The sequence below is a fragment of the Georgenia daeguensis genome, from assembly GCF_039537705.1.
Lineage (GTDB): Bacteria > Actinomycetota > Actinomycetes > Actinomycetales > Actinomycetaceae > Georgenia > Georgenia daeguensis.
Genome location: NZ_BAABBA010000033.1, coordinates 1 through 25,286 on the forward strand (window position 1 = coordinate 1; position 25,286 = coordinate 25,286).

General features: G+C 71.5%; 27 protein-coding genes. 17 read left to right on the forward strand and 10 right to left on the reverse strand.

Going from position 1 to position 25,286, the window contains the following annotated elements; all coding sequences use genetic code 11:
- From ABD774_RS19820 to ABD774_RS19830, 3 genes are all read left to right on the forward strand, one after another.
- Positions 1-2,030: DEAD/DEAH box helicase (locus ABD774_RS19820; protein WP_345045135.1), on the forward strand; the 2,030-nt coding region annotated here is incomplete at its 5' end.
- A gap of 400 nt (positions 2,031-2,430) precedes the next feature.
- A complete protein-coding gene (lnt, locus tag ABD774_RS19825) occupies positions 2,431-4,164 on the forward strand; it encodes an apolipoprotein N-acyltransferase (RefSeq protein ID WP_345045136.1) in 1,734 nt (577 codons plus the stop codon).
- Positions 4,161-4,934, forward strand: a complete 774-nt coding sequence (locus ABD774_RS19830; RefSeq protein ID WP_345045138.1) for a polyprenol monophosphomannose synthase — start codon at positions 4,161-4,163, stop codon at positions 4,932-4,934. Before lnt ends, ABD774_RS19830 begins: the two co-directional genes overlap by 4 nt.
- A 139-nt stretch (positions 4,935-5,073) precedes the next feature.
- On the opposite strand, the gene ABD774_RS19835 is transcribed toward ABD774_RS19830, so the two are convergent.
- The gene (locus tag ABD774_RS19835) at positions 5,074-5,427 is read right to left on the reverse strand and encodes an RNA polymerase-binding protein RbpA (RefSeq protein WP_248255888.1); all 354 of its coding nucleotides are present in this window, start codon (positions 5,425-5,427) and stop codon (positions 5,074-5,076) included.
- A 289-nt stretch (positions 5,428-5,716) separates the two neighbouring features.
- On the opposite strand from ABD774_RS19835, the gene ABD774_RS19840 reads away from it, so the two are divergent.
- From ABD774_RS19840 to ABD774_RS19865, 6 genes are all read left to right on the forward strand, one after another.
- A complete protein-coding gene (locus ABD774_RS19840) occupies positions 5,717-6,316 on the forward strand; it encodes a biotin transporter BioY (protein WP_345045139.1) in 600 nt (199 codons plus the stop codon).
- Between the two features lie 29 nt (positions 6,317-6,345).
- Positions 6,346-7,137, forward strand: coding sequence for an alpha/beta hydrolase (locus ABD774_RS19845; RefSeq protein ID WP_345045140.1), 792 nt, complete (start codon positions 6,346-6,348; stop codon positions 7,135-7,137).
- Positions 7,138-7,174: 37 nt separating this feature from the next.
- Complete coding sequence (locus ABD774_RS19850; RefSeq protein ID WP_486327350.1) at positions 7,175-7,561, forward strand: VOC family protein; 387 nt, start codon at positions 7,175-7,177, stop codon at positions 7,559-7,561.
- A gap of 80 nt (positions 7,562-7,641) precedes the next feature.
- Positions 7,642-8,325, forward strand: coding sequence for a hypothetical protein (locus ABD774_RS19855; protein WP_345045143.1), 684 nt, complete (start codon positions 7,642-7,644; stop codon positions 8,323-8,325).
- 148 nt (positions 8,326-8,473) lie between these two features.
- Entirely contained in the window at positions 8,474-8,893 is a 420-nt protein-coding gene (locus ABD774_RS19860; protein ID WP_345045145.1) for a hypothetical protein, read from the forward strand.
- A gap of 19 nt (positions 8,894-8,912) precedes the next feature.
- A complete protein-coding gene (locus tag ABD774_RS19865; RefSeq protein ID WP_345045146.1) occupies positions 8,913-9,485 on the forward strand; it encodes an MOSC domain-containing protein in 573 nt (190 codons plus the stop codon).
- A gap of 16 nt (positions 9,486-9,501) precedes the next feature.
- On the opposite strand, the gene ABD774_RS19870 is transcribed toward ABD774_RS19865, so the two are convergent.
- Both ABD774_RS19870 and ABD774_RS19875 read right to left on the reverse strand, forming a co-directional pair.
- Positions 9,502-9,756, reverse strand: a complete 255-nt coding sequence (locus ABD774_RS19870) for a helix-turn-helix domain-containing protein (protein ID WP_345045148.1) — start codon at positions 9,754-9,756, stop codon at positions 9,502-9,504.
- Complete coding sequence (locus ABD774_RS19875; RefSeq protein ID WP_345045149.1) at positions 9,756-10,268, reverse strand: DUF2975 domain-containing protein; 513 nt, start codon at positions 10,266-10,268, stop codon at positions 9,756-9,758. The genes ABD774_RS19870 and ABD774_RS19875 overlap by 1 nt, the downstream gene beginning before the upstream one ends.
- 158 nt (positions 10,269-10,426) lie before the next feature.
- On the opposite strand from ABD774_RS19875, the gene ABD774_RS19880 reads away from it, so the two are divergent.
- The 3 genes from ABD774_RS19880 to ABD774_RS19890 all read left to right on the forward strand — a co-directional run bounded on the left by ABD774_RS19880 (position 10,427) and on the right by ABD774_RS19890 (position 13,761).
- Complete coding sequence (locus ABD774_RS19880; protein WP_345045151.1) at positions 10,427-10,876, forward strand: helix-turn-helix transcriptional regulator; 450 nt, start codon at positions 10,427-10,429, stop codon at positions 10,874-10,876.
- 5 nt (positions 10,877-10,881) lie between these two features.
- The gene (locus ABD774_RS19885; protein WP_345045152.1) at positions 10,882-11,292 is read left to right on the forward strand and encodes a VOC family protein; all 411 of its coding nucleotides are present in this window, start codon (positions 10,882-10,884) and stop codon (positions 11,290-11,292) included.
- 78 nt (positions 11,293-11,370) lie between these two features.
- Complete coding sequence (locus ABD774_RS19890; RefSeq protein ID WP_345045154.1) at positions 11,371-13,761, forward strand: ATP-binding cassette domain-containing protein; 2,391 nt, start codon at positions 11,371-11,373, stop codon at positions 13,759-13,761.
- Positions 13,762-13,836: 75 nt separating this feature from the next.
- Here the strand turns inward: ABD774_RS19890 and helR are convergent, their stop codons facing one another.
- Positions 13,837-16,071, reverse strand: coding sequence for an RNA polymerase recycling motor ATPase HelR (gene helR / locus ABD774_RS19895; RefSeq protein ID WP_345045155.1), 2,235 nt, complete (start codon positions 16,069-16,071; stop codon positions 13,837-13,839).
- 236 nt (positions 16,072-16,307) lie between these two features.
- Positions 16,308-16,850 (reverse strand): septum formation family protein, encoded by a 543-nt coding sequence (locus tag ABD774_RS19900; protein ID WP_345045157.1) that lies wholly within the window; start codon positions 16,848-16,850, stop codon positions 16,308-16,310.
- 206 nt (positions 16,851-17,056) lie between these two features.
- On the opposite strand from ABD774_RS19900, the gene ABD774_RS19905 reads away from it, so the two are divergent.
- Entirely contained in the window at positions 17,057-17,392 is a 336-nt protein-coding gene (locus ABD774_RS19905) for a hypothetical protein (RefSeq protein WP_345045159.1), read from the forward strand.
- Between the two features lie 278 nt (positions 17,393-17,670).
- On the opposite strand, the gene ABD774_RS19910 is transcribed toward ABD774_RS19905, so the two are convergent.
- The 4 genes from ABD774_RS19910 to ABD774_RS19925 form a co-directional block, all read right to left on the reverse strand.
- The gene (locus ABD774_RS19910; RefSeq protein ID WP_345045160.1) at positions 17,671-18,165 is read right to left on the reverse strand and encodes a hypothetical protein; all 495 of its coding nucleotides are present in this window, start codon (positions 18,163-18,165) and stop codon (positions 17,671-17,673) included.
- Positions 18,166-18,512: 347 nt separating this feature from the next.
- Complete coding sequence (locus ABD774_RS19915) at positions 18,513-19,082, reverse strand: hypothetical protein (RefSeq protein WP_345045161.1); 570 nt, start codon at positions 19,080-19,082, stop codon at positions 18,513-18,515.
- Complete coding sequence (locus tag ABD774_RS19920) at positions 19,079-19,618, reverse strand: pyruvoyl-dependent arginine decarboxylase (RefSeq protein WP_345045163.1); 540 nt, start codon at positions 19,616-19,618, stop codon at positions 19,079-19,081. The genes ABD774_RS19915 and ABD774_RS19920 overlap by 4 nt, the downstream gene beginning before the upstream one ends.
- Complete coding sequence (locus ABD774_RS19925; protein ID WP_345045165.1) at positions 19,615-21,747, reverse strand: sensor histidine kinase; 2,133 nt, start codon at positions 21,745-21,747, stop codon at positions 19,615-19,617. Before ABD774_RS19925 ends, ABD774_RS19920 begins: the two co-directional genes overlap by 4 nt.
- A 114-nt stretch (positions 21,748-21,861) precedes the next feature.
- Between ABD774_RS19925 and ABD774_RS19930 the strand changes: the two genes are divergently transcribed.
- On the forward strand, positions 21,862-22,242 hold the full coding sequence (locus ABD774_RS19930; protein WP_345045166.1) for a response regulator: 381 nt from the start codon (positions 21,862-21,864) through the stop codon (positions 22,240-22,242).
- Positions 22,239-22,556: an Hpt domain-containing protein gene (locus ABD774_RS19935; RefSeq protein ID WP_345045168.1), complete on the forward strand. Its 318-nt coding sequence runs from the start codon at positions 22,239-22,241 to the stop codon at positions 22,554-22,556. The genes ABD774_RS19930 and ABD774_RS19935 overlap by 4 nt, the downstream gene beginning before the upstream one ends.
- A 230-nt stretch (positions 22,557-22,786) precedes the next feature.
- On the opposite strand, the gene ABD774_RS19940 is transcribed toward ABD774_RS19935, so the two are convergent.
- Entirely contained in the window at positions 22,787-22,942 is a 156-nt protein-coding gene (locus ABD774_RS19940) for a hypothetical protein (RefSeq protein WP_345045169.1), read from the reverse strand.
- Positions 22,943-23,927: 985 nt separating this feature from the next.
- Here ABD774_RS19940 and ABD774_RS19945 point away from each other — a divergent pair.
- Positions 23,928-24,380, forward strand: a complete 453-nt coding sequence (locus tag ABD774_RS19945; RefSeq protein WP_345045170.1) for a hypothetical protein — start codon at positions 23,928-23,930, stop codon at positions 24,378-24,380.
- A gap of 156 nt (positions 24,381-24,536) precedes the next feature.
- On the forward strand, positions 24,537-24,947 hold the full coding sequence (locus ABD774_RS19950) for a DNA gyrase subunit A (RefSeq protein WP_345045172.1): 411 nt from the start codon (positions 24,537-24,539) through the stop codon (positions 24,945-24,947).
- Positions 24,948-25,286 lie beyond the last annotated feature (339 nt).

A 25,286-nucleotide genomic window follows, 5' to 3' on the forward strand; every position in this document is an offset into this window, starting at 1 on the left:
GCGGCCGCGGCGGCCACGGCGGGAGCTCGCGCCACCAGGGCGGCGGCGGACGGGGCGGTCTCCGCTTCCCGGCGCGCGTGCGGCCCGCGCCGCGCCCCGTCGTCGTCGAGCGGCTCGACCGCGAGGGCCTGCTCCCCGCGATCGTCTTCGTCTTCTCCCGGGCCGGGTGCGAGGCCGCCGTGCACCAGGTGGTGGCCTCCGGGATCCGGCTGACGACGGCGGCCGAGGCCGCGCAGATCCGTGACGTCGTCGAGGACGCCGGGGCCGGGATCCCTCCCGAGGACCTCGCGGTCCTGGGGTACGACACGTGGGCGGTGGCGCTCGAGCGCGGCGTCGCCGCGCACCACGCCGGCCTGCTGCCGGTGTTCAAGGAGACGGTGGAGCGCCTCTTCACCGCCGGGCTGGTCAAGGTCGTCTACGCCACGGAGACCCTGGCGCTCGGGATCAACATGCCCGCGCGGTCCGTGGTGCTCGAGTCCCTGGTGAAGTGGAACGGCAGCGCCCACGTCCAGCTCACGCCGGGGGAGTACACCCAGCTCACCGGGCGCGCCGGGCGGCGCGGCATCGACGTCGAGGGCCACGCGGTGGTCCTCTACTCCGACGAGATCGACCCGGTCGGCGTGGCCGGGCTCGCCTCGCGACGCACGTACCCGCTGCGCTCGGCGTTCCACCCGACGTACAACATGGCCGTCAACCTGCTCACCACCATGAGCCAGTCGCAGGCCCGGGAGGTGCTGGAGACCTCCTTCGCCCAGTTCCAGGCCGACCGCGGCGTGGTGGGGCTGGCGCGGCAGGCCCGCAAGCACGCCGAGGCGGTGGCCGGCTACGCCGAGGCCATGCGGTGCCACCTCGGCGACTTCACCGAGTACGCCGAGCTGCGCCGCCAGATCGGCCGGCGCGAGGCGGACGTCTCGCGGGAGCGGTCCGCGGACCGGCGCCGCGCCGTGCGCGGCTCGCTCACCGGGCTGCGCCGCGGGGAGGTGGTCGCGTACCCACGGGGGCGGCGCACCGCCCACGCCGTCGTGCTCGAGACCGACGACGGCGGCTTCGACGGGCCCCAGCTCCACGTCCTCACCGACGAGCGGCAGCTGCGCACCCTCACGGCCCAGGACCTGCCGCACGGGGTGCAGCGGGTCGGCACGGTGCGCGTGCCGCGCAACTTCAACCCGCGCAACCCGGCGCAACGGCGGGATCTGGCCTCCTCGCTGCGCAACGCGCTCGCCGAGGGCCGCATCGATCTCGCCGACCCCCGGACGGGCGGGCGGCCGGGCCCGGCGGGGCCGGACGAGGAGCTCGCCGAGCTGCGCCGCCGCCTGCGCGCCCACCCGTGCCACGGCTGCGCCGAGCGAGAGGACCACGCCCGCTGGGCGGGCCGGTGGGAGCGGGCCACCGCCGAGCACGAGGAGCTGCTCGCGCGGATCCAGAAGCGCACGGGCTCCATCGCGCAGGACTTCGACAAGGTCTGCGCGGTGCTCGCCCAGCTGGGCTACCTCGCGGCCGGCGACGGCGGAACCACGGTCACGGAGGCGGGCCGGTGGCTGGCGCGCCTGTACGCCGAGAAGGATCTCCTTCTCGCCGAGTGCCTGCGCTCGGGCGCCTGGGACCAGCTCAGCGCCGCCGAGCTCGCCGGGGTCGTCTCCACGGTGGTCTACCAGGCTCGGACCCCCGAGCCGCAGGGTCCGGGCACTCTCCCGGGCGGCCGACACGGCATGCTCGGCCAGGCGCTGACGGCGACGGTGAGCCTGAGCAACGACCTCGCCGAGCTCGAGCGGCTCCACGGCGTGCCGGTGACCGAGCCGATCGACCTCGGCCTCGTCTCGGCCGTCCACCTCTGGGCGTCCGGGGCGCCGCTGACGGACGCCCTCGACGCGGCGGAGCTCGGGGCCGGGGACTTCGTGCGCTGGTGCAAGCAGGTGCTCGACGTCCTCGACCAGCTCGCCACCGCCGCCCCGAGCGGGCGCCTGGCGGTCCGGGCGCACGAGGCCATGGGCCTCGTCCGGCGCGGCGTGGTGGCCTGGTCCAGCGTGTGAGGGTGCCCCGGTCGGCGACACGCCCTCCGACACGCCGGGATGTTTAGCGGAAGCCGCTTCCGGCAATCACCGTTGACCTGGGGTTTCGTCGATGACCTGGGCCGTCGGGCGGCTTGTGTCGCCCGCCTCACTGGCGCTAGGTTCGTCCCCTGTTCCCCCGCGAGGCAACCCAGGGCGCACCCTGCTGCGGGTGGTTCGTCGCGGGATCGACAGTGACCAGGCCCGCGTGCCCGTTAGAAAACGGCTGGGTCCCTCCGGGGCCCAGCCGGACCGAGGGGCACGCGGGTCTGTCGCTCCTCCGGGGGCCTGCCGTTGACACCACGGGGCCTGTCACGGTCACTCGTCGCGGCCCCGGCGGGCCGTGCGCCTCCCTTCACGACGGCGCACCTAGACTGACCTGGTGCCCCGCCCCGTCCCGTCGCGCGGGTGGACGTTGCTCCTGGCGGTCGCCGGCGGGCTCGCCACCGACACCGCGTTCCCGAACCGCTCGTGGTGGCCCATGGCGTACGTGGGCGTCGCCCTGCTCGTGCTCGCCCTGCGCCGCGACTCCGTGCCCTGGGCGTGGCTCACCGGACTGGCGTGGGGGCTCGGCTTCTTCCTCCCGCACCTGTACTGGGCCGACGAGGCGGTCGGCGAGCCGATCGGCTGGATCGCGCTGTCGGTGGCCGAGGCCGCCCTCGTCGGCGTCTTCGCCGCGGCCTGGGTCCTGGTCCGGCGCGTGCCGCTCCTCGAACGCCGCACCTGGCTGCAGCCGCTCGCTGTCGCGGTCCTGTGGGTCGCCGTCGAGCAGCTGCGGGCCCGGTGGCCCTTCGGCGGGTTCCCCTGGGGCAACCTCGCGTTCTCCCAGACCGACGCGCCGCTGGTGCGTCTGGCCTCCATCGGCTCCACCGTGCTGGTCAGCGGCGCGGTCGTGGTCATCGGTGCCGTGCTGGCCGGGGCGCTGGTCCGGCTGCGCCACCTCCAGGTGGGCGCGGCCAGCGCGCTCCTCCTCGTCGTCGCCGCGCTCGTCTTCGCCCCCTGGCTGGTGCCCCTGGGCACCCGGGCCGAGGCGGGCACCCTGCGGGTGGGCGCGGTGCAGGGCAACGTGCCGCAGCAGGGCGCCGAGGCCGGCTCGCAGGCCCGCGCGGTCACCGAGAACCACGCCGCGGGCACAGCTGCCCTGCTCGAACGGGTGGAGCCGGGCGGCCTCGACCTGGTCCTGTGGCCGGAGAGCGCCGCCGACATCGACCCGCGCACCGACGCCGGGGTGGCAGCTGTGGTCCAGGGCGCCGCCCGCACCGTTGGCGCGCCGATCCTGCTCGGCACGCAGCGCTACGTCGACGCCCCCGGCGGCCAGGGCCCGCGCACGCGGTACAACGAGCTCATCCTGTGGGAGCCGGACGGGCCGACGGACCTCGTCTACACCAAGCAGCACCCGGTGCCGTTCGGCGAGTACATGCCGCACCGCGACTTCTTCCGGCAGTTCACCAGCGCCGTCGACCTCATCACCGTCGACATGGCCGCGGGCACGGAGATGAGCCTGATGCCCGTGCCGGTGGAGCGCCTGGGGCGGGACGTGCCGATCGCCGTCGGGATCTGCTTCGAGGTCGCCTACGACGAGCTGATCCGCGAGTCGGTCGTGGCCGGCGGCGAGCTCATCGTCATCCCGACGAACAACGCCTCCTTCGGGATGACGCAGGAGTCGACGCAGCAGCTCGCGATGTCCCGATTCCGGGCGGTCGAGCACGGGCGCGCCGTCGTGCAAGTCTCCACCGTCGGCGTCAGCGGCATCGTCAGCCCGAACGGGGTCTTCCAGGACACCACCGGCCTGTTCACCGCCGAGCAGATGGTCGAGGCCCTGCCGCTGCGGACCACTCTGACCGTCTCGGACCGGCTCGGCCAGTGGCCGGCACTGCTCACGGGGCTGCTCGCCGCCGCCGCGGTGGTGGCCGGGGTCATGACGTCGTCCCGGCGAGCGCGGGACGCCCGGCGGCGGGCGTCCGTGCGGCGTCGTCCCGGCGGCGGCGGACGCGGGGCCGGCCGCCCGACGGCCCCGGTCTCGCGAGGCGGCTCCAGAGCTGGCGCGAGGACCGGCTCGTCCGCTCGTGGCGCGAGGACCGGCTCGCCCGCCCGCGGCGGGAGGAGCCGCCGGTGAGGACGCTCGTCATCATCCCGACCTACAACGAGCGGGACGCCCTGCCCCACGCCATCCGGCGCACGCGCGCGGCGGTGCCCGCGGCGGACGTGCTGGTGGTCGACGACGCCAGCCCCGACGGCACCGGCGACCTCGCCGACGCCGCCGCGGCCACGGACCCGGCGGTCCACGTGCTGCACCGCACCGCCAAGGACGGGCTCGGCCGGGCCTACGTCGCCGGGTTCGGGTGGGCCCTGGAGCGCGACTACGAGCTCGTGGTGGAGATGGACGCCGACGGCTCCCACCGGCCGGAGGAGCTGCCCCTGCTGCTCGAGCGCGCCGCGCTCTCGGACGCGCCGGACCTCGTGCTGGGCTCGCGCTGGGTGCCCGGGGGGCAGGTGGTCAACTGGCCGGCGCACCGGGAGGTCCTCTCGCGCGGCGGGAACCTGTGGGTCCGCCTCGCCCTGGGCGTGCCGGTGCAGGACGCCACGGGCGGCTTCCGCGTCTACCGGGCCGCGACGCTGCGGCGCCTGCCGCTGGAGGAGATCGAGTCCCAGGGGTACTGCTTCCAGGTCGACATGACCTGGCGGGTCCACCGTGACGGCGGCACGATCGTGGAGATGCCGATCACCTTCGTCGAGCGCGCGGAGGGCCAGTCGAAGATGAGCCGGGCGATCGTCGTCGAGGCCCTGTGGCGCACGACCGCATGGGGCCTCGCCCACCGCGGCCGGCAGCTCGCGGACCTCGGCCGGCAGCTCGCGGCCCGCGGGCGGCCGCGCCCGCGCCGGTGAGCCGGCCCTCTCGCCGACTGCTCACCCGCGCCGCTGAGCCGGGCCCCGCGCCGACTGCTCACCACGCGCCGACGACGGCCCCGGACGCGCGACGGCCCGCCGGGTCCGGGGACCGGGCGGGCCGTGGTGGCGCGTGGCGTCAGGCGCTGCGACGGCGCAGCTCGCCGCTGCGCAGCAGCGCGAGCCGCTCCTCGAGGAGCACCTCGAGCTCGGCGATGCTGCGGCGCTCCAGGAGCATGTCCCAGTGCGTGCGCGGGGGCTTCACCGCCTTCTTCGGCTCCGGCTTGGAGGCGTCGCGCAGCAGCGCCTCCTTGCCGCAGACCTTGCACTCCCAGACCGGCGGCAGCTCCGCGTCGACCGAGAACGGCAGCGTGAACACGTGCCCGTCGGGGCAGGTGAACTCCGCCAGCATCCGGGGGGCGAGCTCGACGCCCTCCTCCGACTCCATGCTGTTGGCGCCGATCTTCATACCGCGTAGTGAGCGTTCTGCCATGAGCATCTCCCTCGCTCGTGAGTGGTCCGGAGGCAGGTGCGCGCCGTCCGGATAGTGGGGGCCGGGCAGGGCCCACCACCCGCTGTGTTTCCACCAGGTCCAACGTCAAGCGTCCTCCAGGTGTTCCGGTTCTGCTCGTCGAGTTCTGTGACCTCCGTCTTATCCGGGGCACACCCCCACGAGCCGTCGAGCGGGGGAGCGGGGCCGCGACGAACTCGGACGAACGCACCCGGACCGGCGGATGTGCGGCATGCTTGGCGCGGACCAGCACCACCGCAGAAGGAGAAGCATGTCAGCCACCGCCGTCCCCGCGTCGCGTTCCCTCGTCCTCGCCGACGTCGTCCCCGGTGCCCGGGCGCGCGACGCCGCCCTCGTGCTCACCGGAGCCGGGCTGATCGCGGGGATCGGCCAGCTCGCCGTGCCGCTGCCCTTCACGCCCGTCCCGCTCACGCTGGGGACCTTCGCGGTGCTCCTCGTCGGGGCGTCGCTCGGCCCCGTCCGCGGCGCCCTGAGCGTCATCGTCTACATGCTGGCCGGGCTGGCCGGCGCACCCGTCTTCGCCGACGGCGCGAGCGGCTGGGCGATGGCCTCCTTCGGCTACGTCCTCGGCTACCTGCCCGCCGCCGCGGCACTCGGGCACCTCGCCCGCCGTGGCGGGGACCGCTCGCCCTGGCGTACCGCCCTCGGCGCGATCGGCGCGTCTGCGCTCGTCTACGTCCCTGGCGTGCTGTGGCTGATGGCGTTCCTCGGTGTCGGCCTGGGCGAGGCCCTCGCGCTCGGTGTGGTGCCGTTCGTCCTCGGCGACGTCGTCAAGGCCGTCGCGGCCGCCCTGGTGCTGCCCGGGGCGTGGGCGCTGCTCGGCGAGCGCGGCCGGGGCCCGTGCCGCTGACCGCCCGCCGGTAGAGACGAGGAGCCCCCATGGCGTTGCTGCGCTGCGACTTCTTCTCCGACGTGCTGGGCCTCAGCACGTCCATGACGGTCATCCTGCCTCAGGCGACGACGCAGCAGATCGGCATGACCGGCGCGGCGCCCGCCGGCCCGCCGCCGGTGCTCTACCTGCTCCACGGCCTGAGCGACGACGCGACGATCTGGACCCGGCGCACCTCGATCGAGCGCTACGTCGCCGACCGGGGCCTCGCCGTCGTGATGCCCCAGGTGGACCGCAGCTTCTACGTGGACGAGCACCAGGGGAACCGGTACGGCACGTTCCTCATGGACGAGCTGCCGCAGGTCGTCGGCCAGCTCTTCCGCGTCTCCGACCGCCGCGAGGACACGTTCGTGGCGGGGCTGTCGATGGGCGGGTACGGGGCGATGCGCTGGGCGCTGTCCCGGCCGGACCGGTTCGCGGCGGCGGCGTCGCTCTCGGGCGCCCTGGACGTCGCGTGGCTCCAGGAGGACGGGGACATGCCCGAGCTCCTCCAGCGCGTCTTCGGCTCCGCCCCGCTGCGGGGCACCGACCACGACCTGCTCGCGCTCCTCGAGGGCGCCGACGCCACCTCGCTGCCGCGCCTGTACGCGACGTGCGGGACCGACGACCCGCTCCTGGCGCAGCAGGAGAGCTTCGCCCGGGCGGCGGACCGTGCCGGCGCGGACCTCACCCGGGACGTGCGCCCCGGCGCGCACGACTGGGCCTTCTGGGACGCGACGATCCAGGACGTCCTCGCCTGGCTGCCGCTCCGCGACCGCGCCGCGGCCGTCCCGAGCTCGTAGGCCTCCGGCACACCCGACCTCACCGACCAGCACAGGAGTGGCATTGGCACACGTCGCGCTGGTGAACGTCCTCGTCCGCGACTACGACGAGGCGATCGCCTTCTACACCCGGGCCTTCGGGCTCGACCTGCTCGAGGACAGCCCGCAGGGCGGCGGCAAGCGCTGGGTCGTCGTCGGCTCGCGCGACGGCGGCGCCGGGCTGCGGCTCGCCGTCGCCAAGCCGGGGCAGGAGGCGCTCGTCGGCCGGCAGAACGGGGACGCGGTCGGGTTCTTCCTGCATGTGGAGGACCTGGACACGACGCTCGCCCAGGCGCTCGCCCACGGCGCCGTGCCGACCGAGAAGATCCGCGAGGAGCCCCACGGGCGGGTCATCATCCTCGAGGACCTCTACGGCAACCGCTGGGACGTCATCCAGCCCGCGTGACGTCGGCGGGGTGACCCGCCCCTTCTTGTCCCCAGGGTCCCGCACCCTGCGGCCCCGGGCCGGGCGCTACCGTGCTCGCCATGACGATCACGGTGGACCGCCGCTTCCGCGGGCCCGACGACTCCGGCAACGGCGGGTACGTCGCCGGGCTGGTCGCCGGCGGGCTCGGCCAAGGCCCGGTGACCGTGACGCTGCGGGTCCCGCCGCCCCTCGACCGGCCGCTGAGCCTCACCCGCTCCGGCGAGGGCGTGCGGCTCACCTCCGACGACGTCCTCGTCGCCGAGGCCGTGCACGCCGGGGACGAGCTCCGCGCCGTGGCACCGGTGCCGGCGGACGTCGCGCGGACGACGGCGGAGCACTACGGCGGCCGTCACCAGCACCCCTTCCCGCACTGCTTCGTCTGCGGCCCGGCCCGGGCGCCGGGCGACGGCCTGCGCCTGGAGCCGGGGCGGCTCCAGGACGGGCGTACCGCCTGCGTGTGGTCCGTCGCCGCCGACCTCGCCGGGCGGCCGGAGCTCGTCTGGGCGGCGCTGGACTGTCCCGGCGGCTGGGCGGCGCCGATCGAGGGCCGCCCCATGGTGCTCGGGCGGATGACGGCGCAGGTCTCCGCCACGCCGCTGGCCGGCGAGGACGTCGTCGTCATGGGGGAGCTGCTCGGGCAGGACGGCCGCAAGTACTTCACCGCGACCACGGCCTACGGCGCCGACGGGCGCGAGCTCGGGCGTGCGGGCGCCACCTGGATCCTGCTGCGCACCAGCGAGTGACGGTCGGGACGCGCACCGGGAAGGGAGGATCGGAGGATCCGGTCCGAAAGGAGCCCGGAACGCGCGGCACCTCGGGCCTACGGTGGACGTTGGCTCGACGCCGGCAGCTCGGACGCCCCGGCACCGGCCGGTGCGGCACGATGGTGCCATGGCGGAGGAATGGGGGGTGCCGGCCCGTGTGGAGCTGTTCCACGGCTGGGCGGAATCACCCCTGTGGGACCGCACGCCGGAACGTGCGGGCCCCGTCGCGCTGGCCACGCTGCCGATCTCGTCCGAGCTGCGGGAGCGGCTCGCTCGGTGGAACCGACTCTTCGGCCAGACGCTCGCGGCGCACAACTTCGACTGGCCCGACGCGCGCACCGAGGAGAGGTTCACGGCCGCCGGATCCGTGCTCGCTCAGGACCTCCGCGACGAGCTGGGGATCGAGGTCATCTACACGCCCGACGGGGACGTCGACACCTCTGTCCCGCCGTCGGAGCCCCGGCCGGACACCGGCGGGTGGTACGCGTACGCCCCACTGAGCGGCCACAGCCTCGGCCCCGCGGCGCGGAGCCAGGCGGACTCGTGAGCCAGGAAGGCGTGGACCCGTGACGGAGCGCTACCGGTACGACGTCGAGATCCTGCACCTGCTGGTCTCGCCGCAGCACGCCTACTTCGGTCGCGCGCGCGACGGTGCCGCGGCCGTGCCGACGACGGACGCCGACCGGGTCGAGCTCGTGGCGGGCAAGGGCATCGTCGGCGACCGGTTCTTCGGCAAGGCCGCCCACATGGACGCCGCCGTGACCCTCATCGCCGTCGAGGCCCTCGAAGCCATGGCCGCGGAGCTGGGCGCGGGCCCGTTCGACCCCCTCCGCACCCGGCGCAACGTGGTCCTACGCGGAGCCGAGCTGGCCCCGCTGCTCGGCGAGGAGATCGTGCTGGAGTCGCACGGAGGCTCCGCTCGGCTCCTGGTCGGGCGGCCCGCCAACCCCTGTGCCTGGATGGACCGGGTGCTCGCCCAGGGCGCCCACGCGGCGATGCGCGGGCGCGGGGGAGTGCGCTGCCGGGTGCTGACGGACGGCGTGCTCCACCGGGGGACGGCGGTCCTGCACAGCCCCGTGCCGCTGGACGCGGGGCGCGCCGGTGCCGCGGTGGTGCGCCGCGCGTCGCGCCTCCCGTAGCCGCGGCCGCCGGAGGTCACTTCTCGCCGCGCCCACCGTCCGCCGACGCCACCACGGCCGCCGGCTTCTCGGGCTCCCAGCGCAGGAGGTCGCCTGGCTGGCACTCGAGCACCTCGCACAGCGCGGCGAGCGTCGTGAAGCGGACAGCCTTGGCACGACCGTTCTTGAGCACCGCGAGGTTGGCGGGCGTGATCCCGACCCGTTCCGCGAGCGTCCCCACCGCCATCTTCCGACGGGCCAGCATCACGTCGATGTCGACGACGATCGGCATCAGATCACCTCGTCGAGCTCGGCCCGGAGGTTGCTGGCCTCGGCGTCGCGGGCGACCGCCTGAGCGAGCAGCATGCGCATGACGTAGACGATCAGGGCGACGCCGGCGATCATCAGCGCTGCGCCGCAGATCAGGAGGACGATGCCGGGCGCGATCTCCCCCGGGGCGAGGACGACTGCGACCCCGAACATCAGCACGGCCGCCGCGGCGATCGCGCCGATCACGATGTCGACGTACCGGAAGGCCGCGTGCGAGAACACGGTGCCGCGACGGACCATCGTCAGCAGCTTCCACACGCAGACCAGCGTCACCTGCACGGTGACGATGCCCAGCAGCACCAGGCACAGGAAGACGACGGCCAGGGCGGGGAGCCTGAGGCTTCCGAGAACGAGACCCTCCTCCTGCTGCAGGTCGACGGCGAGCAGCGGCACCATCACCACCTGGACGAACAGGGTGCCGGCGAGGCAGATCGCTAGCACGATCCGCAGTGCGTGCAGGGCGAGGTTTCCCACGGGACGGCTCCTTAGATCGATGAACGGTATGAACCTATCGTTTTACGATAAGTCGCGCAAGTAGTTCCGATCGCGCCGCGCGGCCGACGCCCGAGAAGGGGGAGCGGGAGGCTTCGGGCTCCTGGGCAACCGGCCCGCGGCGTGGCACGATCACGGCCATGAGCAGCGGGGCAGCCGACACCCGGCACCTGCGCGAGCTCGCGCTGCTGCGCCGCGTGCGCGACCGGATCGACCGCGAGTACGCGCAGCCCCTGGACGTCGAGGCGCTCGCCCGAGGTGTGCACCTCTCGGCCGGGCACCTCAGCCGCCAGTTCCGCCGGGCGTACGGCGAGTCGCCGTACTCCTACCTGATGACTCGGCGCATCGAGCGGGCGATGGCGCTGCTCCGCCGTGGCGACCTCAGCGTGACGGAGGTCTGCTTCGCCGTCGGCTGCTCGTCGCTGGGCACCTTCAGCACGCGCTTCGCGGAGCTGGTCGGCGTGCCTCCGAGCACGTACCGGCGGGAGTCGGCGGGTGCGACGCAGGGGATGGCTCCGTGCGTCGCCAAACAGGTCACCAGACCGGTCAGGAATCGAGAAGCGCAGGCCTCGGCGCCGCACCTAGCCTGATCGCCATGGACATCACCATTCACGCGAGCTTCCTCCCGCACGACGACCCGGACGCCTCGCTGGCGTTCTACCGCGACACCCTCGGCTTCGAGGTCCGCAACGACGTCGGCAAGGGCACGATGCGCTGGATCACGGTCGGGCCCGTCGGTCAGCCGGAGACGTCGATCGTCCTGGACCCGCCCGGCGCCAACCCCGGCATCACCGAGGACGAGCGCCGCACCATCGCGGAGATGATGGCCAAGGGCACCTACGCCATGCTGCTCCTGGCCACCAAGGATCTCGACGGCACCTTCGAGCGGCTGGCGTCGAGCGACGCCGAGATCGTGCAGGAGCCGACCGAGCAGCCCTACGGGGTGCGCGACTGCGCCGTCCGCGATCCTGCCGGCAACCTCATCCGGATCCAGGAAATTCGCTGAGTCGGTCCCGCCTGATACTGAGATGGTCTGACGACCGCGGCGCCCGACGGCGCCACCGCCCCGAGAGATGGAGAACCGATGAGCACGGCCACGAGGACGGACGCCCCGGCGTCGGCCGCCGCACCGCACGTCGCTGACAGTCACGACCTCATCCGCGTGCAGGGTGCCCGGGAGAACAACCTCAAGGAGGTCAGCGTCGAGATCCCGAAGCGCCGGCTGACCGTGTTCACCGGCGTCTCCGGCTCGGGCAAGAGCTCGCTCGTGTTCGACACGATCGCCGCGGAGTCGCGGCGGATGATCAACGAGACCTACAGCGCCTTCGTCCAGGGCTTCATGCCCAACCTGCCCCGCCCGGACGTGGACCTCCTGGACGGGCTGACGACGGCGATCATCGTGGACCAGGAGCGGATGGGAGCCAACCCCCGGTCCACCGTCGGCACCGCCACCGACGCCAACGCCCTGCTGCGCATCCTCTTCAGCCGGCTCGGAGACCCCCACATCGGCTCGCCCAACGCCTTCTCGTTCAACATGCCCACGGTGCGGGCCAGCGGCGCCATCACGGTGGAGCGCGGAAACAGGACCAAGGCCGAGAAGGCGACCTTCACCCAGCTCGGCGGGATGTGCCCGCGGTGCGAGGGCATGGGCTCGGTCACGGACTTCGACCTCACCGCGCTGTACGACGCCTCGAGGGCGCTCAGCGACGGCGCACTCACCGTCCCGGGCTACAGCATGGACGGCTGGTACGGCCGCATCTTCAGCGGGGCCGGTCTTCCCATGGACAAGCCGATCGGGCAGTTCACCAAGAAGGAGCTGCACAAGCTGCTCTACGCGGAGCCGACCAAGATCAAGGTCGAGGGGATCAACCTCACGTACGAGGGCCTGATCCCCAAGATCCAGAAGTCGATGCTCGCCAAGGACCGCGAGGCGATGCAGCCCCACATCCGCGCCTTCGTGGACCGCGCCATCACCTTCACCACCTGCCCGGACTGCGACGGCACCCGGCTCAGCCCCGAGGCCCGTTCGTCGAGGATCAGGGGGAAGAACATCGCCGACCTGTGCGCGATGCAGATCAGCGACCTGGCCCAGTGGGTCCGCGACCTCGACGAGCCGTCGGTGGCTCCGCTGCTCAGCGGGCTGCGGCACCTCCTGGACTCGTTCACCGAGATCGGGCTGGGCTACCTCTCGCTCGACCGGCCGGCGGGCACACTGTCCGGGGGAGAGGCGCAGCGCACCAAGATGATCCGTCACCTCGGATCCTCCCTCACCGACCTCACGTACGTCTTCGACGAGCCCACCATCGGCCTGCACCCCCACGACATCGCCCGGATGAATCAGCTGCTGCTGCGACTGCGAGACAAGGGCAACACCGTCCTCGTCGTCGAGCACAAGCCGGAGACCATCACCATCGCCGACCACGTCGTCGACCTCGGCCCGGGTGCCGGCAGCGGCGGTGGGGAGGTGGTCTTCGAGGGCACCGTCGAGCAGCTGCGGGGGAGCGGCACGCTCACCGGCCGCCACCTCGACGACCGGGCAGCGCTGAAGGAGACGGTGCGGACGCCGGGCGACAGGCTCTCGATCCGCGGCGCCAGCACGCACAACCTGCGCGACGTCGACGTCGACATTCCCCTCGGGGTGCTGTGCGTCCTCACGGGGGTCGCGGGCTCGGGCAAGAGCTCGCTGATCGACGGCTCGGTCGCCCGCCGCGACGGCGTGGTGCTGATCGACCAGGGCGCGATCCGCGGCTCGCGGCGGTCCAACCCGGCCACCTACACCGGGCTGCTCGACCCCATCCGCAAGGCGTTCGCCAAGGCCAACGGCGTCAAGCCGTCGCTCTTCAGCGCCAACTCGGAGGGCGCCTGCCCCACCTGCAACGGCGCGGGCGTGATCTTCACCGACCTCGGGGTCATGGCCACCGTCGAGTCCACCTGCGAGGAGTGCGAGGGCAGGGGCTTCCAGGCCTCGGTGCTGGAGTACACGCTCGGCGGCCGCAACATCGCCGAGGTGCTGGCGATGCCCGTCAGCGAGGCGGAGGAGTTCTTCGGCGACGGCGAGGCCCGGGTGCCGGCCGCGCACAAGATCCTCGACCGGCTCGCCGACGTCGGGCTCGGCTACCTCACCATCGGCCAGCCGCTCACCACGCTGTCCGGGGGCGAGCGGCAGCGGCTCAAGCTGGCCACGCACATGGGGGAGAGGGGCGGCATCTACGTCCTCGACGAGCCGACCACCGGCCTCCACCTCGCCGACGTCCGGCAGCTGCTCGGGCTGCTCGACCGGCTCGTCGACTCCGGCAAGTCGGTCATCGTCATCGAGCACCACCAGGCGGTCATGGCGCACGCCGACTGGATCATCGACCTCGGGCCGGGCGCGGGTCACGACGGCGGCAGGATCGTCTTCGAGGGCACGCCCGCCGACCTCGTGGCCGCCCGCTCGACGCTTACGGGGGAGCACCTCGCGGCCTACGTCGGCTGAGGGGGCGGAGGCGGGCGACCTCTGCGGCAGCAGCGCCGACCGGCGCGACGCCCCGTGCGGCCGAGGTCGTCGGCCTCACGGCGTCGTGAGCACGACGAGCTGCTGGGTCGCCCGGGTCATCGCGACGTAGCGGTCGACGGCGCCCTCGACTCCCGTCCCGAACGACTCGGGGTCGACGAGGACGACAAGGTCGAACTCCAGGCCCTTGGCGTGCTCGGGCGTCAGGGCCCGGACGCGGGACCTCGTCGTGAGGGTGGGGGCGCCGATGACGCAGGCGATGCCTTCGGCATGGGCGTCGAGCCACTCGTCGAGGATCGGGCCCAGGTCGGCGGCCGACCCGTGCACGACGGGAACGCCTCCCGAGCGGACGGAGGTCGGCACGTTCGCGTCCGGGAGCACGAGCCGGATGACCGGCTCGGCCTCCGCCATCACCTCCTCCGGCGTCCGGTAGTTGATGCTGAGGGAGGCGAGCCGGACCTGGTCGAGCCCAACTCTCCGCAGCCGCTCCTCCCAGGACTCCGTGAAGCCGCGCCGGGCCTGCGCGCGGTCGCCGACCACGGTGAGGCTCCGGGACGGGCAGCGGGCCAGCAGCATCTGCCACTCGGCGTCGGTCAGCTCCTGAGCCTCGTCCACGACGACGTGCGCGAACGGGCCGGCGAGCAGGTCGTGGTCCGGACCGGGCGTCGTCGAGGCGTGCACCAGGGCGGCGCGCAGGTCCTGGCCGCGCAGCATCGACATCACGCCCAGGTCCGAGTCGTCGTTCGCGATGAGGTCTCCGACGACGTCGGCCATGCGCTCGCGCTCGGCGGCGACCGCCTCCTCCTCCCGGCGCCGGCGGCGCGACGCGCGCGGGTCGCCGAGCCGCCGGCGCGCCGCGTCGAGCAGCGGCAGGTCCGCGGTCGTCCAGGCGTGGGCGTCCGGCCGCTGCAGGGCGGACACCTCCTCGGGCCGCAGCCACGGCGCGCACATGCGCAGGTAGGCGGGTACCGACCAGAGGTCCCCGACGACGTCGGTCGCCTCCAGCAGCGGCCACGCCCGGCCGAAGGCCCGCGCCAGCTCCCGGTTGCCGCCGAGAGCCCGGCGGAGCCTGCCGTCGTCGCTCTCGCCGGCCAGCCCGTACGCGTCGAACTCCTCCTCGTCGTCGTCCCGGCGTTCGTCGAAGTCGTCGACCTCGTCATCGGCGGCGAGCTCCGCCCCGAGCTTGTCCACCAGGATCTCGAGCAGCGCCTCCCAGACCTGGCCGCGCGCCTCGTTGTGCGGGGTGCCGGGGTCCGGCGTCGCGAAAGCCTCGGCCCAGTCCCGCGGGCTGAGCCAGATGTCTCCCCAGGGTGTCTCGACGGTCATCCCCTCGGCGGGCGGCTCCTCGTACAGGCGGACGGCGGGCTCGATCGCCCGCACCAGGTCCGCCGACACCTTGAGCCGTGCGACCCGCGGGTCCGGCTCGACGGACGCCGTCGCCCCCTCGGGCACGAGGTCGCGCAGTGTCGCCGTCCGCACGCCCTCCTCGCCGAGGCTGGGCAGTACGTCGGAGACGTAGCTCAGGTACGGCTCGTGCGGCCCGACGAACAGCACGCCGCCGCGCCGGTGGCCCAGGCGCGGGTCGGCGTAGAGGAGGTAGGCGGTGCGGTGCAGGGCGACGACGGTCTTGCCGGTGCCGGGGCCGCCGTCGACGACGAGCGCGCCGTCGGAACCTGCGCGGATGATCGCGTCCTGGTCCGCCTGGATGGTCCCGAGCACGTCACGCATCCGAGGGGAGCGGCTGGCGCCCAGGCTGGCGATGAACGCGGACTGGTCGTCGAGCGCGGCGTGCCCCTCGAGTGCGTCCGCGGTGAACACCTCGTCCCAGTAGTCGCTGACCCGGCCGCGGGTCCACCGGTACCGCCGGCGGCTGGCGAGGCCCATCGGGTTGGCGTGGGTCGCCCCGAAGAACGGCTCGGCAGCGGGGGAGCGCCAGTCGACGAGCAGCCGGCGCCCCGCCCGGTCCGTGAGCCCGAGCCGGCCGACGTACACGGGCTCGGCGCCGTCGGGTGCGACCGTGCGGCCCAGGCAGAGATCCAGGTCGAAGCGACGCAGGGTCCGCAGCCGGGAGGTCAGCCGGTGGATCTCCAGGTCGCGATCCATCGCCTCCTGGCCCGTGCGGACGGGCCATCTGCGCGCGACGTCGAGACGGTCGGCCAGGTCGGCGATCGACTGCTCGAGGCTCTCCGCGATCGCCGCGAAGTGACGCTCGTCGTCGGCGGTCAGCGCCGGGGCCGCCTTGTGGGCAAGGTGCTCGGGCAGGTCGAAGGCACTCGTCGTCACGGGGGGCACGTCATCAGCTCCGGGCTCGTCTGGATCCACCTGCGACCGGGATTCTCCGGGAGCAGGAGGGCCTTGCCGCAAGCCCCCCGGAGCGCTATACGTTGGAGGTGGAGAGGACCGGGTAGCGCCGTTCGTGCGACCCGGCGGTGCTCTCCTCGCGCCCCTAACGCCCACGACGGCGGCGGCTGGTCACGCTGGAGAAACGCGACCAGCCGCGACTCGCGTGGGCCCTTCGGGTCCGGACCTCAGAGCGCGGAGTCCTTCGCCGATCCGACGAGGGGCTCGCCGTCCAGGTGGTAGACCATGCAGGTGACCTGCCGGTCGCCGTCGAAGGACCAGGACTCCTGCGAGGGGAAGAAGTACTCGATGTCGAGAACGGAGTTGTCGTAGGAGTTGCCGACGAACGGCTCGAACTCGTTGAAGCAGCCCTCGTCGGCGGCGGCGATGACCTCCTCCTCGCCGGGGAAGTCACCGTCGGGCAGGTCGAAGATCGCGTAGACCTCGCTGTCGTGAGGCTGCTCGCACGGCACCGTCTCGACGTCCATCGGGGCCTCGGTGGCCTCGGTCGCCTGCTCCATCTCCCGCTGCTGCTCCTTGGGGTAGGCGATGCAGTCGCCGACCTCGACGTCGAAGGTGTCGACGGTCTCGGCGGGTGCGGACGCCGCAGGCTCGGCGGTGCCAGCTCCGTCAGCTGTGGGAGCCGCGGCCGGCTCGTCCGCGGCGGTGCCACCGCAGCCCGCCAGGAAGAAGGTGCCGGCGAGGGCCAGGGCGGCCAGTGTCTTGCGCATGATGGATGGAACCCCTGATTGTTCGAAGATCGGTGATGTCCTTGGCACAGTAGGGGCAACTGTGGACGCATTCCTCCGAAATGAAGGTCGCGTTTTGGTATCACCCGGCTGAGTCGCCGCGAAACACTTCCAGCCGCCGCCGTCGAAAAGCGGGCAACCGCCCGAAATGGGATGCGCTCGACGTCCTGGGGGATAGGCTCGCCGGCATGGAGGGGACCCGGACCAGCCCCGAGACGGTGGTAGCGGTCGCCACGCTTGCTCTCGCGGGTGCCGCCGCCATCGTGCTCGGCGTGGGTGACACGATCGGGTTCATGAGCGACAGCGCCGAAACGCTGTTCATCGCCGCACAGATCGTCGGCTGGACGCTTCTGGCATGGGCCACGATCCTCGGCGGACTCGGCGCGGTGCAGCTTCTCCGCCGGCTCGTCTCTCGAAACAGACCGGCGTTGCCCGCTGTCCTGCTGCTGGTCGTGGGCGCCGCTGTCATCGTCGCCGTGGCCAGCACTCATCTCCTCTGGGGAAGCGGCTCGGGTTCCGCTTAGCAGCGACGCGCCGAAGGAGGTAGACGTGAAGAGTGGCGGCAATGATCAATTGCCTCTCGGGATGCGACCCGGTGTCAACAACAATCTGATGCAGCCGATCTCGCGGGACGGACCTCGGCGGACCCCGCGGCGCCTCTGGCCGATCTTTTTGTCGGTCGTGGTCGCACTGTTGGCAATAGCCGCTCTGATTGCCGCAAGCATCTGGACCTAGGTTGGGTGCAGCCGACGACGGCTGGACGTTCCCGCCAGCTTCAACCCCCTCATGGACGGGACTCGGTCTAGTCAGTGCTGAGGATGGCGTAGCCCTCCACGGCCCCGTCGGGCACCTGCCTGAAGGTGATTTGTAGCGGGCCTGAGAACGGGGCGGTCGTGGAGACGACCATCTCGGTGCCATCGCACACGAACTGGCCGCTCATGACGCTGCCAAGCCCGCCAGTGGAACTCTCGCGGGCGTCAAGGACAGCGAACCACCCGGTTCCCCCGCCGGGGTCCGTGCAGGCGACGCGCACCTCGAGGGTCCCGCCCGCGACCGCGTCCCCCGAGACGACGTCCTGCCTGTCCGCGCCGAACACGGAGCGAGCGATCTCTCCCGACGGCTCGGGGATGGTCAGCCTTGCTCCGTTCTCCGAGGAAGTAGTGGTCGTGGCTCCTGGGGCAGGGGGCACGCCGGGCGCCGTCGCCCCGCAAGAAGGTGTCGTCGCAGGCGATTCTCCATAGCCGGAGCTGCAGCCGGCGAGAAGGACTGCGGTGGCCGTCAGGGCAAGGAGTCGCATGTGCACCAGCCTGTCGGACGAGGTCAAGTCTTGGAAGAATTCACTTGACGTTGTTTTTCACTGTTAACGGCGGATATCGACGAGGTGGCTGTCGCGCTGGCTCGTCCAGCGAAGGTAGATCGCCGGCCCGAACCGTCGATGTCTCAACTGGTGAACGGACGCATAAACATACCGATTCGGATACGTTGCAAGAGATGAACATGGATGACGGCGCCCGTGCAAATGACTACTACACCGCCGCCGTCACCTCTCCATCCGGCGACTCAGCTGTTGCTGGGCCCGCGGGGGCCGACGATGCTCTCCATCGCCGGCGCCGGTATTGGTGGGGGAACGTCGCCTGCCTCAGCTCAGGAGCCGCGCGGGCCGTGGAATGTGGCCGCATAGTAGGTCTGCACGTCCACGCGCTCCACTTCGAGGTCGGACACCCGTCGCGCCCGGGCGAAGAGGTGCTCAGCGAATCGCAGGGTCTCGTCGTTGTACCTGCTGATGTCGTAGGCGCACACGACGCGGTCGTTCACCAGGATGTCGATGAGTGCGTCCAGCATGTCGACGAACACCAGGCTGCGGCGGTGGCCCGGGTGGGCGAGCGTGAACCCGACGTAGTAGATGGCTCTGCGTGCGGCGTGCTGGGGGTAGCGGCGAGCGTGGAACTCCGAGCTGATCCACGGCACTGCCTCTAGGTCGGTGGCGAGCGTGGTGAGACCGGCGGCGCGGCCATCGTGGTCGCGTGCGAGCAGCTTGAGGATGCGCTCGTCGCGCATCTCCTCCTCGAACTCCTCGCGTGTGAGGACGTGCCGGGCGGCGGCCCGTGTCTCGAGCGGTTCGAACGCGGCGAGGTAAGTCGGCCAGAACGCCTCGATCAGGTCGTCGCTCAGCGTTCTTGACGTGCTCACCTGGGCGCGGCCCGGGCGTGTCACGAATCCGACCACCCCTGCGTGAGGTACGACGCGACGACGACGGCACACACCGGCTCGTGCTCGCACATGGCGTTGGCGAACGCCCGCCCGGCCGTGGTGTATCCGCCGCCCCGGCCCGCGATGAGATCCTCGAGGGATGCCGTCAGGTCCCGGTCGACCTGCTCCTTGGACGGACCCTCGTGCTCGACGAACAGCCCGGCACCGCTCCCGTCGTTCTTCAACGCCCAGGCGATCCCCGCCCAGGCCTCGTGGTACGGCAGCTCGGCGTGCGCCTCCGCGTACACGCAGAAGAGACGATCGCCGTGCCGGCCGGCCACCTGGTCGACCGGTGCCACCTCGCGCACGTCGCTCCCGGGCGGGATGACCGAGCTGAGCCGGATGAGGTTGAAGTTGGCGACCCCGGCGTCTCGCAGGGCTGCGTCGAACGCCGACAACCGCGTCCGTCCTGCGCCGGACCCCGTGCTGACCCGGACCGTCGGTGCGTCGTCGTGCATGGCCGGTTCCACGGTGTTGCTCTCGCTGTGCGCGAAGCTCATTCCATCTCCTTCTCTGTGACGCTGACATCAATCAGGTCCGTCTCGGTGGCCCGGGCCGCGATGTGGTTCGCGGTCTCGGCACGAGGGACGGTGACGTGGAACGTCGACCCTTCGCCCAGCGTGCTCGTCGCCCAGATGCGTCCGCCATGACGCTCGACGATGCTCCGGGAGATCGCGAGCCCCAGGCCGGTGCCGCCCTTCTCACGGGCGTCCGTCGTGTCGACCTGCTCGAACCGTCCGAAGATTGCCTCCAGGCGGTCGGGCGGGATGCCGCGTCCCCGGTCGGCGACCCGGAACTCCACGAACGCCCCCGACGGGCGGGCAGAGACGACCACCTCCGATCCCCGGGGCGAGAACTTGACCGCGTTGCCGAGCAGGTTGATGAAGGTCTGGACCATGCGGTCGGCGTCGGCGTGCACGTGGCCGGTCACCTCGCCGAGCCGGACCGAGACTCCCTCGGGGGCTGCCATCCCGCGTACCTGGTCGATCGCGGCATCGACGAGGTCTCGGGCGCTGTGGTCGATCGGCTCGATGGGCGACACCCCCGCCTCCATCCACTCGACATCGAGCATGTCATTGATGAGGCGGGTGAGGCGTTCGCTGCTCTCCAGTGCGATCGTGACCATGCGCGCCGCCTGAGGGTCCAGCTCGCCCGCCGCTCCGCCGGAGAGCAGCCCCAGGGACCCGCGGATCGATGTGAGCGGAGTGCGTAGCTCGTGGGATATGACCGAGACGAACGCGTTCTTCAGCCGGTCGACCTCGCGCCGCTGCGTCATGTCGCGGAAGACCACCACCGCGCCGATCACGACGGCCCCGTCGAGCAGCGAGCTCGCGGTGACCTCGACGGGGATGTCCTTCCCGTCCGACCGCCGGTAGCGGTCCTCCTCGGCGGAGGTGGTCACGCCGTCACGGACAGCCTCGGTGATGTAGCACCCGTCGGCGGGAAACGGCACGCCGTCGGGACCCGGTGCGTGGAACGTCTCGTGGGCGTCGTGTCCGACGAGGTCAGCGGGAGAGTAACCGAGCACGCGGGCCGTGGCGGGATTGACGAATGTGACCTTGCCGGCTCGGTCGACGCCGTAGATGCCGTCGGCGACGGAGGCCAGCACCAGCTCGGTGGACTGGGTCATCGTGCGCAGCTCGGAGGTCCGGGCGCGCACCCGGCCCTCGAGCTCCCGCCGCAGGCGCTCGTTGTGCACGACGAGGATCGTCTGGCGGGCCGCGACGGCGAGAAGTATGACGATCCACAAGGCAGTGGCCACGGGGCTCCACGGCGCGCCGGCCACGTTAGCCACGCCCACCGCAGCGGCAACGATGAACAGGGAGAACGTAAGCACGGTGGCGACGACCGGTGACGACTCGTCCCGGCGCGGCTCAGACGCCGCGCCGACCGCGCCTGGGTGCCGCGCGGCGAGCCCACCCATGGCGTACCCGGTGATCCACCCGAGATCCACGGGGCTGCCCAGGGAGAAGGCAGCGACGCCGAGCGCCGCGTACGACAGGTCGGCGAGCGCGTACAGCACGAAACTGAGCCCCACCAGCAGTAGCGGCACGAAGTCGGACCGGGAGCTTCGGGTGATGAGCAAGACCGCCAGCGTGGCCAGCACGGCGTCGACGAGGGGCAGAACGAGTGCGATCACATAGGAGAGCCACGCGCCGACCATCTCGCGCCCGGGGAAGACCGCGACGGCCGCGATGAACAGCACCGAGCCGCCAACCACGACGCCGTCAACCAACATCCGCGCCACATGGGTGCGGCGAACCGGGCTCGAAGGGAACGACAGCAGCGCCAGCGCCCCGATCAGCAGCGCGCCGAGGTAAGCCAGATCCCCGGTCTGCGTAGTCCCGGTGAGCAGCGCGACGGCGTTGCCGGAGAACCCCACGTAGCCGGCCGCGGCGAGCAGTGCCCAGGCCCGTTTGCGGCGGCCTCGGGACCGCCGCGCCGCGAAGAGGCAGCTGGTCGCGGCCAGGACCGCCGTCACGGCGATGGCGCCGCCGGAGAACGAGGCCCGGACGGTCTCCGGGAGTCCGCTCAGCAGGACGGCGATACTGGCGAGGATCCACAGCGTCGCGGCGACTGCCGACCGGCGAAAGGTCACGTCACGGACCCGCGCCACGTCTGCCCCCATGGGCAGACCATATCGATGAGCACTCTTCCCCACGGTAGTGAAGCCGGGCAACGAGACGGTAACGTCGCAGGTGTCGGTCGCGAAGCCGCGCCGATGTGCTGACGGGGGGAAGCTATGGGAGCCGGACATGCGCTCGTCGTCGATGATGACGAGACGATCCGTGAGGTGGCGCAGATGGCGCTGGAGCTTGTCGGGGGTTGGCGAGTCACCACGGCGTCGAGCGGTGCCGAAGCTGTCAAGGTCGCCCGCACGGACCGTCCGGACGTGGTCCTGCTCGACGTCATGCTGCCCCGGGTAGACGGCCCCGCAATCCTGAAGATGCTCCGCGCGGAAACCGAGACACGGGACGTCCCGATCATCTACCTGACGGCGAAGGCGACCGCGGGCCGCGAGGAGGAGTGGCCCCTCAACGGGGCGACCGGGGTGATCGCCAAGCCGTTCGATCCGATGACGCTCGCCGACGACGTCGCTCGCCTCATCGGACGGGATGCATGACAGCCGACGACGCCGGCGGCATCGAGGGCGTCATGGCCGTACTCTCGCTGCGGGCCGCCAGACGGAACCGCGAACGTGCACAGCGGTTGGAGCGTCTCTGCGCAGACCTCGGGCCCGAGACACCGGAGCGTGCCTGGGCGGACGCCGCAGAGATGGCGCACCAGATCGCCGGGTCAAGCGGCACCTTCGGCAACGCGGCAGCGAGCGAAACCGCCCGGTCGCTGCTCGTGGCGCTCCGCTCCCGAGACCTCACGGCCCTCGCCGACCACGTGGACACGCTCACCGCCTTGCTGGCCGGGCCCGAGCGCCAGTGACACGACCTCCGCACGGGCCGACCCGGAGCGCTACGTCACGATGCTGGTCAACAAGGCGCACCGTTGGTCGGCACGAACCTGCAGACGGGCACCACCCTCGGGCAGGCGGCGTGCCCATGTTTCCCGCAGCCCACAGGCTCAGCGGCGCGACGGGCTGGAGCGCTGAAGCAACCCTTCCGGCGATGCGCGGTCACGCCTGCGGAATGACGTCGTGAACCTGGAGCTCCGGCCTAACGCGCAGTAACGGAGTGGTGGCGGTAGGAGGTGCCCGACCAGGCGACATCGGCTGTGACCTCGACGACGAGCGGTTCGCCGAGGGTGACGTCGATGGGGTCTTTGCCGCGGGCGAAGCGGTCGACCGCGGCGTGCGGGATGCGGGTGGCCACAGGTGTTCGCCGGCGGGTGGGCGGAGCAGATAGGCGAGGGCGCGGGCGGGTGCTGCGGGGCGCGTCCGACGATGCGAAGCTGGTCGCCAATGGGGAGGCGGACAATGAGTTCCTCGAGCCGCTCGAGGGTGCCGATGACGCGCGCCGCAGGTGACTTCCACGGTGTCGCGGTGGTTCACTTTCCATCAGCTTCTCGATGCCCGGTCGGGCCCCTTGAGGACCAGGCCCTCGACGCCGTTGACGTGCATCTCGTCGAGCCACCGGCTGGCGTGGTCGTAGTCGGTGGTGGTCGGGGAGATCTGCATGGGTGCGTCCGAAGCGAAGCTGACGTCTTGGACCCACACAGCGACCTGTACCGATCCGCGCACTGAGCACGGCCAGCCTCCGTCTCGGAAGACCCTGCACTCGACGTGGAACGGCGCATGCGTCGTCTGGCTCGCTAGCCGGCCAACTTCTCCCTGCCACTCCCGCGTCTTGACTGGTAGGCGCGGATATTCATAAGGCGGGACTAGCTTCTGGAAGCGTCCCGGTCACTAGCCTCTCTTCATGGCGAGGAACGAGGAGCCTCGGAAGGCATGGGGATGGCTCCTGGCCGCACTTGTGACCGCGAGTCCCAGCCACGGCCTTCGGCTACGGGACCGGCGTCTGCGTTGACTACGCGGTCGACTTTCCAGCGGAGAGCTACTGCACCTCGGGTCCGGCGGTCAGCGTCACCGCTGCGTGGCTGCTTAGCGCAAGCGCGCTCGTGTTCGCGGTCTACGCCGTCCGCCGCGGGCTGCGAATCGGCCGCCATCGCTCCCGGAGCAAGTGAGCCGGCAACGGCGCCTGGAGACAGGGTCTTGCATCTGCTTGCGACTCGTCCTGGTTGAGTGGTAGAGCCGGATATTGACGAGACGGGAGTCGGCCACCCGGCAACTGCAACACAGGGCCGTCGCTGCCACTCCATTCGGGTGAAGAAGCGCCGTAGTGGGGGAGACTTCAGCACATGGAGCCTGAGTACGGCTGGCAGCGGATGCTGACGCACAACGGCCGCTTCGTCGTAGAGGTGTCGCTGTCGACACGTGCTGCAGTCGGCAGCGGCAAGCTGCGGCCGATCCAATCTGGCATGCGGTCGAACTGGCTTCATGAGGCCACAGGTCGGATCCTCGAGGGGCCAATCATCCTGCAGGGCGGTGTCCGCAGCCTCCGACCAGGCGAGGTCGGCCAGCTGGCGATCCATCCCTTTCGGCCCCAAGACTGGGCGGGCATCTCGGAGGATTCAGAGCTCGGCCTACTTTCCGCACGCCAGACGGTCGTCGGCAACGCTCGAGCAATTAGCGTTGTCGACATGCCCGACAGGGCTGAAATCGACCTCTCTTGGTTGGAGCCACCAAGTCCTCCGGGTAGCAACTGGCTCACCCGGCGATCCGGCTCATTAAACGAGAGACTCGCATGCTGACCTGCACCGATGCGCCGACACCAAGCAGTTCCACGCGGTCCGCGCATCGTCCTCCTTGACTGGTAGGCGCGGATATAGACGAGGCGGGAGTTGTCGCTCTCGAGAGCCGACCCGACTTCAGCCAATCCCACTGGCAGTGGCTGCCAGGGTGGCGATGTGGACGATCAGCAGCGTGAGAAGGCGGAGCACCGTCTGCGGATACTGAAAGCTGTCTCGGCTGCGGTCGAGCGGCGTAACGAGGTCCTGGATGCTGTCGCTCAGTCCGCCGACACTGACGAAGCCCGAGGACGGCTGGCCGTCCTCATGAACATCGACGAGGACGCCGCAGAGGCGGTGATCAGCATGCAGTTCCGTCGCCTCAGTCAGCGAGAGCGAACCTCATTGGCAATGGAGATTCAAGAAACTCGTCGATGCGCTCTCGTCCTGACTGCGGCAACTCCCGTCGGTAACTGGCAGCGGGACGTGTTTGAAGCAACACGAGTGTCAGAGTGCGTCCTCAACCTGTGCGCGTCGCGTTGTGCGGCCATGGCACGCTCTTCGAGCATGCCTTCTCCGGCAAGACAGTAGATGACGTCGCACTCGACCCGTGTGCGCTCATCGTTGTGAGCAAGTGGAGCTCGGAAGAGATGGAACAACGGGAGCAGCAGTTCTTCACACACGCGCGATGTCTGCTCGCCGGACTGCACCCCGACGTCCGAAGCGAAGCTGACGTCTTGGACCCACAAAGCGACCTGTACCGATCTGCGCACTGAGCACGGCCAGCCTCCGTCTCGGAAGACGGGTCTGCTGCACGGATAGGTGACAGGTTGGGTCACGCAGCCTGGGTGGCTGGCGTGGTCATGATGGTCTCGTACTCGATGGGGGTCAACCGGCCGAGGGCGTCCTGTCGTCGACGGCGGTGGTAGG

Bases quoted from the DNA above. Each gene is read 5' to 3' on its own strand.
- ABD774_RS19835 (WP_248255888.1), bottom strand. From the start codon at position 5,427: ATGGCAGAACGCTCACTACGCGGTATGAAGATCGGCGCCAACAGCATG.
- ABD774_RS19840 (WP_345045139.1), top strand. From the start codon at position 5,717: ATGTCAGCCACCGCCGTCCCCGCGTCGCGTTCCCTCGTCCTCGCCGAC.
- ABD774_RS19845 (WP_345045140.1), top strand. From the start codon at position 6,346: ATGGCGTTGCTGCGCTGCGACTTCTTCTCCGACGTGCTGGGCCTCAGC.
- ABD774_RS19855 (WP_345045143.1), top strand. From the start codon at position 7,642: ATGACGATCACGGTGGACCGCCGCTTCCGCGGGCCCGACGACTCCGGC.
- ABD774_RS19860 (WP_345045145.1), top strand. From the start codon at position 8,474: ATGGCGGAGGAATGGGGGGTGCCGGCCCGTGTGGAGCTGTTCCACGGC.
- ABD774_RS19870 (WP_345045148.1), bottom strand. From the start codon at position 9,756: ATGCCGATCGTCGTCGACATCGACGTGATGCTGGCCCGTCGGAAGATG.
- ABD774_RS19880 (WP_345045151.1), top strand. From the start codon at position 10,427: ATGAGCAGCGGGGCAGCCGACACCCGGCACCTGCGCGAGCTCGCGCTG.
- ABD774_RS19885 (WP_345045152.1), top strand. From the start codon at position 10,882: ATGGACATCACCATTCACGCGAGCTTCCTCCCGCACGACGACCCGGAC.
- ABD774_RS19890 (WP_345045154.1), top strand. From the start codon at position 11,371: ATGAGCACGGCCACGAGGACGGACGCCCCGGCGTCGGCCGCCGCACCG.
- ABD774_RS19900 (WP_345045157.1), bottom strand. From the start codon at position 16,850: ATGCGCAAGACACTGGCCGCCCTGGCCCTCGCCGGCACCTTCTTCCTG.
- ABD774_RS19905 (WP_345045159.1), top strand. From the start codon at position 17,057: ATGGAGGGGACCCGGACCAGCCCCGAGACGGTGGTAGCGGTCGCCACG.
- ABD774_RS19910 (WP_345045160.1), bottom strand. From the start codon at position 18,165: ATGCGACTCCTTGCCCTGACGGCCACCGCAGTCCTTCTCGCCGGCTGC.
- ABD774_RS19920 (WP_345045163.1), bottom strand. From the start codon at position 19,618: ATGAGCTTCGCGCACAGCGAGAGCAACACCGTGGAACCGGCCATGCAC.
- ABD774_RS19925 (WP_345045165.1), bottom strand. From the start codon at position 21,747: ATGGGGGCAGACGTGGCGCGGGTCCGTGACGTGACCTTTCGCCGGTCG.
- ABD774_RS19930 (WP_345045166.1), top strand. From the start codon at position 21,862: ATGGGAGCCGGACATGCGCTCGTCGTCGATGATGACGAGACGATCCGT.
- ABD774_RS19935 (WP_345045168.1), top strand. From the start codon at position 22,239: ATGACAGCCGACGACGCCGGCGGCATCGAGGGCGTCATGGCCGTACTC.
- ABD774_RS19945 (WP_345045170.1), top strand. From the start codon at position 23,928: ATGGAGCCTGAGTACGGCTGGCAGCGGATGCTGACGCACAACGGCCGC.